13 protein-coding genes and 1 tRNA gene are annotated in these 14,784 nt (G+C 45.2%); 3 read left to right on the forward strand and 11 right to left on the reverse strand.

Annotated elements, in window-relative coordinates:
• Nucleotides 1-28 precede the first annotated feature (28 nt).
• Nucleotides 29-102, forward strand: a tRNA-Asn gene (locus HMPREF0999_RS13940).
• Between the two features lie 102 nt (nucleotides 103-204).
• Here HMPREF0999_RS13940 and HMPREF0999_RS13945 read toward each other — a convergent pair.
• Complete coding sequence (locus HMPREF0999_RS13945; RefSeq protein ID WP_009276185.1) at nucleotides 205-2,103, reverse strand: glycosyltransferase 87 family protein; 1,899 nt, start codon at nucleotides 2,101-2,103, stop codon at nucleotides 205-207.
• 145 nt (nucleotides 2,104-2,248) lie between these two features.
• On the opposite strand from HMPREF0999_RS13945, the gene trmB reads away from it, so the two are divergent.
• Nucleotides 2,249-3,007, forward strand: coding sequence for a tRNA (guanosine(46)-N7)-methyltransferase TrmB (gene trmB, locus HMPREF0999_RS13950; protein ID WP_005859139.1), 759 nt, complete (start codon nucleotides 2,249-2,251; stop codon nucleotides 3,005-3,007).
• 27 nt (nucleotides 3,008-3,034) lie between these two features.
• Nucleotides 3,035-4,144 carry an Mrp/NBP35 family ATP-binding protein gene (locus HMPREF0999_RS13955; protein WP_005859141.1) on the forward strand — a complete coding sequence of 370 codons (1,110 nt, stop codon included), beginning with the start codon at nucleotides 3,035-3,037 and terminating at the stop codon, nucleotides 4,142-4,144.
• Between the two features lie 117 nt (nucleotides 4,145-4,261).
• Here HMPREF0999_RS13955 and HMPREF0999_RS13960 read toward each other — a convergent pair whose 3' ends face one another.
• From HMPREF0999_RS13960 to HMPREF0999_RS14005, 10 genes are all read right to left on the reverse strand, one after another.
• Entirely contained in the window at nucleotides 4,262-5,416 is a 1,155-nt protein-coding gene (locus HMPREF0999_RS13960; RefSeq protein WP_008779296.1) for an acyltransferase, read from the reverse strand.
• Nucleotides 5,417-5,515: 99 nt separating this feature from the next.
• The gene (hutH, locus tag HMPREF0999_RS13965; protein WP_009276186.1) at nucleotides 5,516-7,012 is read right to left on the reverse strand and encodes a histidine ammonia-lyase; all 1,497 of its coding nucleotides are present in this window, start codon (nucleotides 7,010-7,012) and stop codon (nucleotides 5,516-5,518) included.
• Between the two features lie 3 nt (nucleotides 7,013-7,015).
• On the reverse strand, nucleotides 7,016-7,639 hold the full coding sequence (locus HMPREF0999_RS13970) for a cyclodeaminase/cyclohydrolase family protein (protein WP_008772697.1): 624 nt from the start codon (nucleotides 7,637-7,639) through the stop codon (nucleotides 7,016-7,018).
• Nucleotides 7,640-7,674: 35 nt separating this feature from the next.
• The gene (hutI, locus tag HMPREF0999_RS13975) at nucleotides 7,675-8,925 is read right to left on the reverse strand and encodes an imidazolonepropionase (RefSeq protein WP_005859151.1); all 1,251 of its coding nucleotides are present in this window, start codon (nucleotides 8,923-8,925) and stop codon (nucleotides 7,675-7,677) included.
• A 3-nt stretch (nucleotides 8,926-8,928) separates the two neighbouring features.
• The gene (gene ftcD / locus HMPREF0999_RS13980) at nucleotides 8,929-9,834 is read right to left on the reverse strand and encodes a glutamate formimidoyltransferase (protein ID WP_008772698.1); all 906 of its coding nucleotides are present in this window, start codon (nucleotides 9,832-9,834) and stop codon (nucleotides 8,929-8,931) included.
• Complete coding sequence (locus HMPREF0999_RS13985; protein WP_009276187.1) at nucleotides 9,831-11,834, reverse strand: urocanate hydratase; 2,004 nt, start codon at nucleotides 11,832-11,834, stop codon at nucleotides 9,831-9,833. The genes ftcD and HMPREF0999_RS13985 overlap by 4 nt, the downstream gene beginning before the upstream one ends.
• Before the next feature lie 300 nt (nucleotides 11,835-12,134).
• Nucleotides 12,135-12,320 (reverse strand): DUF86 domain-containing protein, encoded by a 186-nt coding sequence (locus HMPREF0999_RS13990; RefSeq protein WP_009276188.1) that lies wholly within the window; start codon nucleotides 12,318-12,320, stop codon nucleotides 12,135-12,137.
• Nucleotides 12,307-12,618, reverse strand: a complete 312-nt coding sequence (locus tag HMPREF0999_RS13995; protein WP_009276189.1) for a nucleotidyltransferase family protein — start codon at nucleotides 12,616-12,618, stop codon at nucleotides 12,307-12,309. The genes HMPREF0999_RS13990 and HMPREF0999_RS13995 overlap by 14 nt, the downstream gene beginning before the upstream one ends.
• Before the next feature lie 308 nt (nucleotides 12,619-12,926).
• On the reverse strand, nucleotides 12,927-14,171 hold the full coding sequence (locus HMPREF0999_RS14000; RefSeq protein WP_009276190.1) for a DegT/DnrJ/EryC1/StrS family aminotransferase: 1,245 nt from the start codon (nucleotides 14,169-14,171) through the stop codon (nucleotides 12,927-12,929).
• A gap of 13 nt (nucleotides 14,172-14,184) precedes the next feature.
• A partial coding sequence (locus HMPREF0999_RS14005; RefSeq protein ID WP_009276191.1) for a PIG-L deacetylase family protein occupies nucleotides 14,185-14,784 on the reverse strand: 600 nt, incomplete at its 5' end.

Below are 14,784 nucleotides of genomic sequence, written 5' to 3' on the forward strand. Positions count from 1 at the left end.
TATAGAGATTAAAAAGTTAAAAACTGATTCTTCCTTAGCTCAGTTGGTTAGAGCATCTGACTGTTAATCAGAGGGTCCTTGGTTCAAGTCCAAGAGGAAGAGCAAAAAGAGAGATACCTATTAATAGGTATCTCTTTTTTCTTTTGTTCTTTTTCCGTTATTCACAGGGTTTTCAACAGGGTTATTAACAACCCTGTAATCCTCCTACCCTCTCCAAGCGATTAAAAATAAGTTCTTTAATTCTTCCGCAAGGACTCCACGACGCATATTGGGAAGATGAACGTTATCCCGCAAATCAGCGGGCATGTCTTTAATAAGTACATCCGACTCCTGCGAAGCCTTATAAATAAACTCCGTATCAAATAAAAAGCGATTCACCTGAGTTGAGGCCAAAAACGATTTTCCCCGCTGGTTAAAACCTTTCAAACCTCCTTGAGCATCCGTATGCGTTAATCCTAGAAGCGTAAAATTCAATATACGGGAAGCATAACTCATAATCTTTCTTCGAGTACTTAAATGGGTATAATAAGTATGATTCCGCACGGCGATAACGACATCATATCCCGATTCCAACCATTCTACCATCCGGCAGATAGAATCCGCCTCATACGGAAAATCATAATCCGTATATAAAGTAATGGATGAGGTGGAATGAGACAAGCCAGCCCTAACAGCGGCTCCTTTTCCCTTATTCGTATCATAACTTACGATCATCGTATCAGGGAGAGCCTCCAGAAGACGTTCCACCGCATCCTTCGTGAATCCTCTTTTCGAAGCGTCATTCACGACGATAAAACGAAGTGAGCGACCTTTAAGCATCTTTACCAATTCCGCATGTTTCTCGATCATCAAACGTTCCCAGCCTTCTTGTGGGTTATAACAAGGCAAGATAAGGTCGATCGCCTCCTCTTTACCCGGGAGAGTCTTCGGCCGATGAAGCGGCTCTGAAAAATCCAATGTCAATTGCTCCCATACGATCTTAAACCAGATCAACACACAAGGAAGTGCTTTCAACGCATAAGGAATAACATACGTTTTCCGGATATAACTGGGAAATATATCTGTAGGGGAAAGAGATGTAAGAATAAAACAGAAAACGAATAGTACCGTATTCAAGACAGGAGTAGTCTTACGGGTAGGCGTACCTATATACCAAAGGCAGACGGCTATCATGGCTCCCAAATATCCGCTATTCTCTGTTCCGGAGCTAAAAAGAACCATAAACAAAAGAGTAGAGCAAAGAAAATGCATACGAAACCGCCGGTTATCATATTGATTTATCCTAAAATAAGGAGCAATAAATAAAAGTAGCCCGGGGATAACCAACCAGAGATCATTATACGTATTGACTCCCGAAATCTTACGAACCATCCCCAACAAAGAGATATTTGTATAAGGAGTAAATAAATTCTCTACATTCTTATCGAGAAGTACCTCATACCATTTCACGTATTGACTTGCCACATATTGAGGAGACGTATATAACATCGGGAGAACATACAAGACTATGCCCCAGAAAATAAGTCCTTTCAAAAAAGCGATCCGGCGTTTTGAGAATAGCAGGAAAGCAAGACCGACAATGCCATAAATCTTAGTCATCGTACCCAAGACAATCATTAGCGCCGCCCAAAACTCCTGTTTCCGCTCAATAAAAATAAACGAGAATAAAATCATGCCGGCTATGGCTATGTTAAATTGCTGCATAAGAACACACGTAAATAACTCATTCAAGCATACCCAAATAACAAACGCCTGTTTCCAATCCGCCAATCCGAGTTTACGGATAGCCATATAAAGCAGCAAGCTATTCGCGAGACACCATAGCAACATCCCGATATAAGGAGAGAAGAGGGAGAAAGGCGCTATTATAGCCGTAAAAGGGATCCCGTATAAAAACCGGTCGTGGTATTCATCCGGATAATACGCATAAAGGTTTTTCAACTCTAACGCATGGAAAAAGGAAGCCCTATAAATCATAAAGTTATTATAAGTCCTTCCCACAGGTAATTTCAATAAGCAAGCGACAAGGGCCGTCGCAAACCAAACAAATCCGACAAACCTCGGATTCTTAAATATCGGGCGTCTAAAAAATACTCTCAACATATCCTTTTTTATTCGTTACAACTCCACTTTCAAATAAAACTTCTGACAGCCTATATGTTCAAAAGACTCGCCAACGCATAAAAACCCCTATCTAAAACAGTAGAAAAAACGTAAAAAGCATTTTTTTAAGTATTATCTTCGCGACATGGGAAAGAATAAATTAGCTAAGTTTGACGATATGGCGGGCTATCCGCACGTATTCCAATACCCTTTCGCCGCCCTACAAGAAAAAGGGTTTGATATGAAAGGACAGTGGCATGAACGTTTTTTCAAGAACGACCATCCTATTGTCTTGGAATTGGGATGTGGAAAAGGGGAATATACCGTAGGTTTGGGAAAGCTTTTCCCAAATAAGAATTTTATTGGTGTCGATATCAAGGGAGCACGTATGTGGACCGGTGCGAAAGAATCGCTGGAAACCGGGATGAAGAACGTGGCTTTCCTACGTACGAGTATCGAATTGATTTCCTATTTCTTCGCTCCGGGCGAAGTAGCCGAGATCTGGATCACATTTCCAGACCCTCAAATGAAAAAGGTCAACAAGCGTCTGACTGGAACCCGTTTTATGAAAATGTATCGGGAAATCCTTTCCGGAGATGGTATTATCCATTTAAAAACGGACAGTAACTTCATGTATACCTATACGTGCGAGATGGTAAAAACGAACCATTATCCCGTATTGTTCAGTACAGACGACCTATATCATTCCAATCTGGCGGATGAGATCTTATCCATCAAGACCTATTACGAGCAACAATGGCTGGATCGTGGCTTAAACATCAAATACATCAAATTTGTTTGTGAGGAAAGAGAGCGATTGGTGGAACCTGACGTAGAAATAGAGTTAGATCCTTATCGTAGCTTTAATCGCAGTAAACGAAGCGCTTTGGCTTCTGGTAAATAAAAGAATGACTTAAAAAAATCAACAGATATGACAATCTATCCGAATCTGATTATTGAGGCGTTGAAGAACGTTCGTTACCCGGGTACCGGAAAGGACATCGTTTCCATGGGCCTCGTAGAAGACAACATTCGTATCGATGGTATGAATGTCACCTTCTCGTTATTATTCGAGAAGCCGAATGATCCGTTTATCCGCTCCGTAGTAAAAGCCGCGGAGACAGCTATCTTAACCTATGTAAGCCCGGAGGTGAATATCAAGGGAAACATCACGGTAAAAGCCCGTCAGTTAGCTCGCCCGGAACCGGATAAATTATTACCGCAAGTAAAAAATATTATCGCCGTATCTTCCGGTAAAGGAGGAGTTGGTAAAAGCACCGTTGCCGCTAATCTAGCTGTCGCATTGGCTTTACAAGGATATAAGGTAGGATTGCTGGATGCCGATATATTCGGGCCGTCCCAACCCAAGATGTTCAACCTAGAAGAGGCTCGCCCTTATATGGAAGAGGTAGAGGGCAGGGAACTGATCAAGCCGGCCGAAAATTATGGTGTCAAGATGTTATCCATCGGCTTCTTCGTAAATAAAAACGACGCGGTCCTATGGCGTGGAGCAATGGCTAGCAACGCATTGAAGCAATTGATCGGCGACGCCAACTGGGGTGAGCTTGATTATTTCTTAATCGATTTACCTCCCGGAACGAGTGATATCCATTTGACAATGGTGCAAACACTAGCGATAACCGGAGCCGTGGTAGTAAGTACGCCGCAAGAGGTTGCTTTAGCGGACGCTCGTAAGGGTATCAGCATGTTCACTGGGGATAAGGTTAATGTCCCTGTTTTAGGATTGATCGAGAATATGGCTTGGTTTACCCCAGCGGAATTACCGGAAAACAAATATTATATATTCGGAAAGGAAGGTTGTAAACGCCTAGCTGAGGAACTGAACGTGCCGTTACTGGGACAGATTCCTATCGTACAAAGTATCTGCGAAGGAGGAGATCAAGGTAAGCCGGTAGCGTTGAACCCGGACTCGATCACAGGTAAGGCATTCCAAGAATTGGCCGAGAATGTAGTCAAGCAGATAGACTATCGCAACGAGCATCTGGCTCCGACAGAGCGAGTGATTGTAACCAAGAAATAAAGATGATTTATACGTATATACGTGTGGTCTCGCACGTATATACGTATCGTCCTACACGTACGCTCGCATGGGCCTACGCCTATATACGTATCAGCCTACGCAAACGTACGTATAAATTCAGCCCACAATATACTTGGCTTTCTTACCGCAAATCTTCCTGATACCCAATACGATCAACCAAGATACGGCGAATGCTACCACAGAAGCGGCAGGAATCTGTAAACCCAAAGGGATATTCAAGGCTCTCGCCAACAGCACGCTGGGTCCCGTAAAGAAATAATGTACCATATAGATACCGAAACCGCATATGGTTAAGTTCGCCAGCATTCGCTTAATCGTATCCGACTTAACATTTACCTTCTTCGCCAGTAAGAAGATAGGAATCGTCATCATCACCACATTGGGAGAACAATAATAGAAGAATAACTCCAACTGTTCCTCCGTGTAAGCAGGCAAAGCGGTCGTATAGCGGAAACCGAAGAAAGTAATGGCATAGCCTACGACAAACATAGGAATGCCTATCCCAACGATCTTTCCTAACGACCAATCATGATTCCGCAGATAATGCCCCAATAGCAAGTAACCGTTAAACCCGGCGAAATAATAAAGCATACTGAATTCATTCCATGAGCATCCACCCCAAATGTAAGGAGATACGAATTCCCGGTAATAAGGAATAAACAAAGTCACTCCCCAACCTGCCAGAAACCATAATTTCGCCTTATCCGAAACTTTCTCGACCCAAGCGGAGAAGATCGGCAAATAAAGATATAAACCTATCAGTAAATAGATATACCACATATGTACATCCAACAATGAGAAATTGAACGGTATCTGGGCGATATAGCCTAAAGACACACTCAACGATTGACGAGTCACCTCTTCTCCCGAATAAGGGAAGAAATCAAGAATAAGTTCCGGCCTCAAACCAAGCAGTCCCGTAAACCAAGGAAATAAATTATAAATAACAGACCAAATCAAGAAAGGCCAGAATACACGCAATATCCTTTTCTTATAGAAAATAGAAGTCTCTTCCCGGACCGGTAGCAACAAGGCTCCCGTAATCATAACGAACAGAGGTACACAAGGACGAAGAAAAGCCCCATAGGCAGCTCCCCAAAACTTAATATCCCCAATAATCGGAGAATCTCCGGGATAGAAATTAAACGGGTCTGTACAATGACAGCAAACAACAGTAAACATGGCTATCAAGCGTACGACATCCAGCCAAACTACGTGTGTTTTCACGGTAGGATTTGTTACATTTTGCATAAAGTAGATCGATTGTGTTTAGATTGACGGCGAAAATACAAAATAATCCAGCCGAATAGGAGATTCAGCTGGATTTCTAACCTCTATTAACGATATTCATTAATATACAAAGTCTTTCCTACGGATAAACGCCACCGTACGATGTATTTCCGTGTACATAATAATATCCTCATCGATAAATGGCACCTCTTTCCGGTAATCCTTCAAGAACTTCTCTAATACCGGGGAAGTCCTAGCCGGACGACGGAACTCGATTCCTTGTGCGGCGTTCATCAACTCGATCGCCAAGATATGATCCAAGTTGTCCATGATCTTAAACAACTTCGTCGCCGCATTCGCCCCCATACTCACATGATCCTCTTGCCCATTACTGGACACGATAGAATCGCTGCTCGCCGCATAGCAATACATCTTATTCTGGCTTACCATACTAGCGGCCGCATATTGAGGGATCATGAAACCGGAGTTTAGGCCGGGATTAGCGACCAAGAACTCAGGCAATCCCCGCAAACCCATGATCAATTGAGCGACACGACGTTCCGATATATTTCCTAACTCAGCCAAGGCAATCGCCAAGAAATCATAAGAAATCGCCAAGGGCTGACCGTGGAAATTACCGCCGGAAATAGTCTTATCCTCCTCCGGGAAGATCGTCGGGTTATCCGTCACGGAATTTACTTCGGTAAGCAGGACATTCGCCACATAATTGATAGCGTCTTTCGTAGCCCCATGCACTTGAGGGATACAACGGAATGAATACGGGTCCTGAACATGTTCCTTTTTCCGGGCGATTAACTCACTTCCCTCCAATAACCGTCGAAAAGCGGCCCCGGTCTCGATTTGTCCGGGATGCGGACGCATCTGCTGGATACAATCCATGAAAGGATCGATACGCCCATCGAAAGCCTCCAAGGATAAAGCGGCGATCAGATCCGCTTTCTTGGACAGGCTAAACGCACGCATCAAGGCGAATACGCCATTGGCGCTCATAAATTGCGTACCGTTCAATAAAGCTAACCCCTCCTTGCTTTTCAGCTTCACAGGCTTCCAAGCGAACTCGTCCAATACGCTGATCGCTTCCCGTTTGCGGCCCTTATAATAAACGTCACCCACGCCGATCAGAGGCAGGAACAAATTCGCCAGAGGCGCCAAATCACCGGAAGCGCCTAAAGAGCCACGATCATACACGATCGGAAGCACGTCATTATTGAAAAAGTCCAGAATACGTTGTACGGTGATCACCTGTACGCCACTATGCCCCAACGAAAGGGCATGCGCTTTCAATAACATCATCAAACGGACGATCACCGGACTTACCTCATCCCCTACGCTACAGGCATGACTTTTCACCAAGTTCTCTTGCAAGGTGCTCAATTCGTCCGGAGAGATATTCTTATTGCATAAAGAACCGAAACCGGTAGTAATCCCATACAAAGGCCCCTCTTGCTGCTCGATTTTATGATCCAAGTAATCCCGGCAACGCTGGATGCGCTCCTTCACCTCGAGTGAAAGCTCCAACTTCATATTTTGAGTAAGTATCCGTTCGATTCCCTCAAAAGAGAGAGGCTCGGAACCCACATAATAGACATTGCTCATATGCTATAATTTAGTCTTCACCCAATCCAATAACTTTTGCTCTACACGGATAGCGTTCGCCTCCAGTTCATCCGCTTTCTTCCGCATCATTCCGACGAACACCTCGTCTTGGATGGACGTTAAGTTAATTCGGACATTCAATAAAGCCCCCAATACACAAGTACGGGCAGCCATCATCGCCACGCAAGCATCCGTGACGGCATTCTGATTACCTTTGTGAGCCACATAGATAATCGTCTCCATTACGGAACCGATCTCCTCCGCCACCCTCATCGGAACAATAGCCGCCTCCTTCGTTGCGCTCTGTATCGCATTCGTACGGATCACCTGTTCGTCAGGCGTTTCTTTCGGCAACTTAAAAGCGGAGAATACACGATCATAAGCCTCGCTGTCCTTATCGATATATTCAGTAAGACGTTCACGGATCATAGCCGCCTCGGTAGCGATCGTCTTCATTTGTCCTTCCACTTCCGCATATTTCTTTTTGCCAACAGTCAGATGGGCCACCATCTCTGTCAAAGCTGCCGCTATAGCACCATTCAAGGCAGATATACTTCCACCACCGGGAACGGGAGCACTACCCGCCGTTTCCGCCAAAAAATCTTTAATTGTCAAGTCTGCTAACATAGTATTTTGATTTAAATGATTCAACAATTCTTATCTTACATCATATAAAGTTCCCCGTCCTTAATTACGGTATCCACGAGATTCATTCCCACATGATAAGGTAGGAACTTATAAGACGGGTATTTCAGCAAGATCACGTCCGCACGTTTTCCCACGCTGATACTTCCAATCTCGGAGGCACGTCCCACAGCTGCGGCTCCATTAATGGTCAATGCCGTTACCGCTTCTTCAGGGGTCATCTTCATATAGATACAGGCCAAGGCTATCATCATCGGGATCGAGGCGGAGAAACAACTTCCCGGATTTAGATCGGAAGCTAAAGCCACCGCGCAACCGGCATCTATCATCTTCCTTGCAGGCGCATACGGCTCATTCAAGGAAAAGGCAGTCAGCGGAAGTAAGGTAGCTACGACACCCGCTCTTGCCAGACGTTTGATGCCTGTGTCCGATATATGTAACAAATGATCAGCACTTACACACTTCAAGGAGGCCGCCAGTTCCGCCCCTCCGAAAGGAACGATCTCATCCGCATGCATCTTCAATTTAAAACGATGATGACGGGCGGCACGAAGCAAGCGCTCACTCTGTTCTAACGAGAAAACGCCTTTCTCACAAAACACATCACAAAATGTAACCGTATGTTCGGCTCGTATGGCAGGAAGAACTTCCTCGATCATATAATCCACATAATCGTCCGTACGACCGGCAAATTCAGGAGGAACAGCATGAGCTCCCAAAAAGGTCGATACGACATCCATCGGATGAGACTCATTCAGGTCCGACATGACACGAAGCTGAACTAATTCTGTTTGCAAATCCAAACCATAACCACTTTTCCCTTCCACTGTGGTAACACCCATGGAGAATAACTCATCCAAACGTTCTTCCCCTCTGTCCCATAGTGTATCGAAATCACTTTCACGGGTAGCTTTCATCGTATTCACGATACCTCCACCACGCTCCATGATCGACATATAACTATCTCCTCGCAATCGCCAAGAGAACTCCTCCTCCCGGTAACCGCCAAAGATAAAATGCGTATGGCTATCTACAAATCCGGGTAACACCGCTTGGTTCTCCGCCCGAATCTCCAAATAATCCTCCGCATGGATGTTTCGAAGTACCTCCTCCGTAGGTCCTACATGCGTAATAACCCCATCAGACATCGCTACGGCTCCATCCTCGATAACGCCTAAATCAGACATCTCCGCTCCCCGTCGCGCCTTATCCCCATGGCAAGTGACGATCTGGGCAGCATTCCTGATTAATATCTTGCTATTCTCCATACGCTATTCCATAATACGGGCTTCCAGCACCTGATTCATTGAGAAATCCTCCAATCCCAAATAGTAAGAGGCCGTATCGATCAACGCCTCCATAGGAACCAAGCCGATAATCTCGCTCCCCACCACCGAAACACCATATCTGCGAGCTTCGATACGAACTAACTCGAAGGCCCGGTACAAGGCCGTACGGGTATAATCGGTCATATTAATAGAGACCTGTACGATACCACGTTCCTTCAACTCAACCCCCATCGCTTTACAATAGCGTAAACCTCCGCCGATGAAACGGATTTTCTTCGCTATATCCGTAGCGATATGCAATTGATTCGTTCCTAAGTTCACATTATAGGCGACCAAAGGCATGCGGGCTCCTATGGCGACCGTACCGGCTGTCGGATGTCTTTCGGCCGGACCAAAATCAGGTTTCCACTCCGGTTGATGGATTTTCTCAGCCATCCCCTCAAACTCTCCTTTACGGATCGCCGCCAGATTCTCCCGGTAAGGGGCGGAAGCTGATTTCTCATATAAGAAGACAGGTACGGCATAACGAGTGCCCACTTCCTCCCCTACTTCCTTAGACAAGGCGATCGCCTCTTCCATCGTACATCCGCGAATTGGTATAAAAGGAACAACATCTACGGCCCCCATTCGAGGATGTTGACCGCTATGCTTGTTTAAATCAATCAGCTCAACGGCAACTCCAATGGCCTCCAATACGGCTTGTTTTAAAGCTACTGGCTCCCCTACCACGGTAACAACCAAGCGATTGTGATCCTCGTCATTACTATAGTCCAACAGTTTAACACCCGTCTTAGCCCGGAAAGGCGCTACGATCTTATCTATCTTCTCCAGATCCCGTCCTTCACTGAAGTTAGGGACACATTCCATAATCTTATTCCAAGTACTCATACCTTTTTATTTAATGATGTTTGTACGATTTCATGAATAAACGCCCTCTCCGGGATATACGGAAGGGTAATATGATACTGTTCGCCACGGTTCTCATTGAAAGTAGCGCTCGTACGCATCGCATTCGGGTTACGGGCCCATGAGCGACGAGCGACACCCCCCATCACGTCCCATATCATAGCGGAACGAAGTATCTCGTCCACCCGCTCACTACCATCGAGAACCATACCAAAACCTCCGTTTATCGCCTTACCGATACCAACCCCTCCACCATTATGAAGAGCGACCAAGCTCATACCCCGGGCGGCATTTCCAGCAAAGCACTGCACCGCCATATCAGCCATCACATTGCTTCCGTCCCGTATATTAGAGGTCTCACGGAATGGAGAATCCGTACCGCTCACGTCATGATGGTCTCGTCCCAACATAATCGGGCCTACCTCCCCATCACGTACCATTCGGTTAAACTCAAGGGCGATCTTCAAGCGCCCCTCAGCGTCTTGATATAAGATCCGGGCTTGCGTACCCACCACCAAACGGTTCTTCTCCGCGTCACGTATCCAATTATAATTATCCATATCCTGCCCTCTTCGAGTCGGATCGATACACGCCATAGCCGCATGATCCGTGCGAATCAAATCTTCCGGCTTACCGCTTAAACATACCCAGCGGAAAGGACCGTACCCATAATCAAATAATTCCGGCCCCATGATATCTTCCACATAAGAAGGCCATATAAAACCATCTTTCTCGTCCACACCGTTACGGGAAATCTCATGTACACCAGCATCATAGATCGCTTTCATGAAAGAGTTCCCATAGTCAAAGAAATAGGTACCCCGGGCAACCAGACGCTTGATCACCTCGAAATGTCTCTTCAACGTTTTATCGACCAAAGCACAAAAGTCTTCCCGGTGATGAGCCAATAATTCCGTACGTTCCTCAAACGTCACGCCTACCGGACAATAGCCACCTTCATAGACCGCATGACACGAGGTCTGATCACTCAAAAGGTCGATGGAAAGCCCCTGTTTATCGGCATATTCCAATAAATCCACGATATTGCCATGAAAAGCGATAGAGATCGGTTCTTTCTTACGAATCGCCTCGTCGGCTAAGGAGAAAGCTTTCCCCATATCATCCGTCACATGCTGGACCCATCCTTGGCATCGGCGTGTCTCGATACGGGAAGCGTCTACCTCGGCGATTATACTGGCAGCACCGGCAATCACGGCGGCTTTAGGTTGAGCGCCACTCATTCCTCCTAAACCAGAAGATACAAACAGATAGCCTCGCAAATCCTTATCTTGTGGAATCCCTAATTTCTTACGTCCGGCATTCAACAATGTATTAAACGTACCGTGTACGATACCTTGCGGGCCGATATACATCCAACCTCCGGCCGTCATCTGTCCATAATTAGCGACTCCCATCTGGGCGGCGACATGCCAATCCTTTTGGTTATCGAACATTCCCACCATCATGGAGTTCGTGATAATCACCCGTGGGGCATCCGGCTTGGAATGAAACAATCCCAGAGGATGCCCGGATTCGATCACCAAGGTCTGCTCCTCGGTCAGCTCCTCCAAATACTTCTTAATCAAACGATATTGCATCCAATTCTGGCAGACCTGCCCAGTCTCGCCATACGTAACTAACTCATAAGGGTACAAAGCGATATCAAAGCAAAGGTTATTATCGATCATTACTTGAAAGGCCTTTCCCTCGATACATTTACCTTTATATTCAGAGATAGGCTTCGCTTTCAAGTCTCCCTGCGGACGGTAACGATAACCATAGATCCGTCCCCGGGTCAATAATTCCTCCATGAACTCAGGAGCTAGCTTCTCATGTAATTCAACAGGGATGTAACGAAGCGCGTTCATCAATGCCGTTTCTGTTTGAGCGGGCGTAAGCGAATAGCCGCGATCGGGAGCACGGCGAATACCGGAAACGAAGGAAGGATATTCCGGCAAATAGTTATCAAGATGTATTTCCATAACGTGAATGATTTAGTAGGTGCTTACAATCTGCAAGGAATTTCACGGATTCAGCGCCGACAAGTTAGCGATTATCCAAATCCCAGCCAATTATCATTCCATGTTTAGAAGCATAAAAAAAACCCCGTCATCTGATCACGTCCGACACCCGCACGAATATTCGACATCCGGTAATTATACCCGATCCGCTCATGTGAGCGAGGCCAAGGTAAATTCGCTTGTTCATCGCTATTTATTAATGCAGTAGGTATAAAAAAACAGCCTCACGTAAGAACGCAAGGCCGCTTTATATATAAAAATTCATAATTCATGTAAGGTCAGAGCCATTGCTTCTCCTATAATCTCCAGTTCACGCTCCACTGCCCGACGCAACAACTTGTTTTGCTCGTAAGCGATGAAATCCCTTTTCTCACCCAAATATTCCTCAATGGATAAAATGGATTGCTGGATATCATAGAGATATTTCTGAATACTACGATGCCCCATAAAGTAATTGTTTGCCTTGTTCGATATCTGCGATGAAATAGGGATTGGATAAGGAACGATTGGTCACCAAGTCGATCTTTCTCTTGAATAACTCAACCAATCGGGCTCGTAAGGAAAAATAATTATCGGCATATTCCTCCAAGGAGATGGACGGATCGAACTCAATCAAGAGATCGATATCGCTGTGCTCCGTAAATCTCGAAGTATTCACAGAACCAAAAGAATACAAGCTCCGTACCTTGTAGCGCTTGCATAGCTCCTTTATTATATCCAGCCGATCTTGCAAAATAGAATTCATATCTTTCCTATCCACGATTCAATCACAAACATAACTTATTTTTTCCTATAACACAAGTTTTTCCATTAAAAGCCAGGACAACAGTACCAAAATCTCCTAAAAAATATGTTTAGCGACATAATAGATACATAAACCTATTTAAATTAATAGAGTAAGACTTTGGGGCGAAGGAAAAGTTCAGCTAAAGAACACAAAAAAAGGTGCATCAAAATGACACACCCTCCTCGTAACAAAAATAAGATCTTTATGATTAGCCTTTACTTAGGCCTACGCATTGAAACGAATTTAGCTCATGAAAACTGTTAAAATCAACGCTCAATCAAGCCCCTTATACCTCCAACGATATACTCAATATCCCGATCCGTTACATACGGGCCGGAAGGCAGGCACAACCCAACCTTAAACAAAGATTCGCTCACCCCATTCACATAAGCCGGGCAATCTTTATAGACAGGTTGCTTATGCATCGGTTTCCACAAAGGACGGGATTCTATACCCATCGCGTCAAGTCCCACACGCATCGCCTCGACATTGGCATTCGGCTCGCAATCCGTATGTGCGTTAACCGCTGCGTGAGTCACACCGCCCGCACCACCAACAGCACCTTGTACCATTGCTTGATAAGCATTCTCCTGCCCTTTCACCCTCAATAAAGGATCCAAGACAATCGTATTCAACCAATAATTACTATCAAAACGACCGGAAGGATTCTCATGCAAGGTAATCCCTCTCACATCCTTCAACAGCTCCCGATATAAATCACACGTATGCTTATGATGAGCCACATGAGCATCAGCCACCGTCATCTGACCACGCCCGATACCCGCACAAATATTCGACATCCGATAATTATACCCGATCCGCTCATGCTGGTAATACGGATAAGCCTCCCGAGCCTGCGTAGCGTAGAACATGATCTCCCGCTTAGCCTCCCCGTCCGGACAAATCAACGCACCACCACCACTGGTCGTAATCATCTTATTCCCATTGAACGACAGCACCCCATATTTTCCAAACGTACCCAACATACGTCCATCATAACGAGAGCCAAAACCCTCCGCCGCATCCTCAATGACCGGAATCCCATACCGATCAGCGACCGCCATAATCTCATCCACCTTATAAGGCATCCCATATAAGGCCACCGGGACAATCGCTTTCGGTGTTTTTCCCGTCTTCTCGATACGATCTTGAATCGCCTCTTCCAACAACACAGGATCCATATTCCAAGTATCCACCTCCGAGTCCACGAACACAGGCGTAGCCCCCAAATAAGTGATCGGATGCGAGGAAGCACAGAAGGTAAAGCTCTGTACCAGCACCTCATCCCCCGGCTTCACGCCACAGGCAAGCAACGCCAAATGCACCGCAGCAGTACCGGCAGACAGAGCCACCACATGTTTACCTTCACCCACGAATTCCTCCAAATCTTTCTCAAATCCATTCACGTTCGGACCTAGAGGCACGACCCAGTTCGTATCAAAGGCTTCTTTGATATACATTTGTTCTTTGCCGCTCATGTGAGCAAGGCAAAGATAAATTCGTTTATTCATTATTATTGTGATTTTAGAAAATACTTCGGATCAGCATAAAAGCCTCAGCTCTTTCTACGCTAATTGTAGCACCTCTATATTTCGCCAAAGCTTCCAAAGCCTCTAAAGAACGAGAACTAGGGAACCGCCTTAGTTGAGATTGATAACACTCCATCGCTCTCAATTTCATTTTCATTCCATCTTGACTACAAGGAATGAATACCGTGGGAATAAAAGCATCATCCGCATAAGGAGCAGCCCATTCAGTTTCAGATAACGTTTCATAGGTATAAACTCGCTTAACCGTATAATCTCCAACAGGACGACAAGCGACTAATACACTGTCAAAGACCATCCGATGATCTTTATGTATATCTCCTCTATGGGGAATAAACACTGTATCTATTTGATTTTCGGATATACATTTTGAAACTTCACGAGACATGATATAACCTGGATATTGATCTAATGCAGGAGCCGGAAAATCAAAGAAAAAGGTCTGTTTTACACCTAGTAAACGATGAGCCTCCAGTGCCTCTGTTCTAACACGCTGAATACCTTTTTCGGAAAAAATATTTGGATCAGATTTACTGGCATTTGTCATAATCAGCACATACACATTATGACCTTCTTG

It is taken from the genome of Parabacteroides sp. D25 (assembly GCF_000307475.1).
GTDB lineage: Bacteria > Bacteroidota > Bacteroidia > Bacteroidales > Tannerellaceae > Parabacteroides > Parabacteroides distasonis.

What these genes read in the sequence shown, in the direction of transcription:
- HMPREF0999_RS13960 (WP_008779296.1), bottom strand. Translation starts at nt 5,416, where the DNA reads ATGCAAAATGTAACAAATCCTACCGTGAAAACACACGTAGTTTGGCTG.
- HMPREF0999_RS14000 (WP_009276190.1), bottom strand. Translation starts at nt 14,171, where the DNA reads ATGAATAAACGAATTTATCTTTGCCTTGCTCACATGAGCGGCAAAGAA.
- HMPREF0999_RS13985 (WP_009276187.1), bottom strand. Translation starts at nt 11,834, where the DNA reads ATGGAAATACATCTTGATAACTATTTGCCGGAATATCCTTCCTTCGTT.
- hutH (WP_009276186.1), bottom strand. Translation starts at nt 7,012, where the DNA reads ATGAGCAATGTCTATTATGTGGGTTCCGAGCCTCTCTCTTTTGAGGGA.
- HMPREF0999_RS13990 (WP_009276188.1), bottom strand. Translation starts at nt 12,320, where the DNA reads ATGGGGCATCGTAGTATTCAGAAATATCTCTATGATATCCAGCAATCC.
- HMPREF0999_RS13955 (WP_005859141.1), top strand. Translation starts at nt 3,035, where the DNA reads ATGACAATCTATCCGAATCTGATTATTGAGGCGTTGAAGAACGTTCGT.
- hutI (WP_005859151.1), bottom strand. Translation starts at nt 8,925, where the DNA reads ATGGAGAATAGCAAGATATTAATCAGGAATGCTGCCCAGATCGTCACT.
- HMPREF0999_RS13970 (WP_008772697.1), bottom strand. Translation starts at nt 7,639, where the DNA reads ATGTTAGCAGACTTGACAATTAAAGATTTTTTGGCGGAAACGGCGGGT.
- HMPREF0999_RS13995 (WP_009276189.1), bottom strand. Translation starts at nt 12,618, where the DNA reads ATGAATTCTATTTTGCAAGATCGGCTGGATATAATAAAGGAGCTATGC.
- HMPREF0999_RS13945 (WP_009276185.1), bottom strand. Translation starts at nt 2,103, where the DNA reads ATGTTGAGAGTATTTTTTAGACGCCCGATATTTAAGAATCCGAGGTTT.
- ftcD (WP_008772698.1), bottom strand. Translation starts at nt 9,834, where the DNA reads ATGAGTACTTGGAATAAGATTATGGAATGTGTCCCTAACTTCAGTGAA.
- trmB (WP_005859139.1), top strand. Translation starts at nt 2,249, where the DNA reads ATGGGAAAGAATAAATTAGCTAAGTTTGACGATATGGCGGGCTATCCG.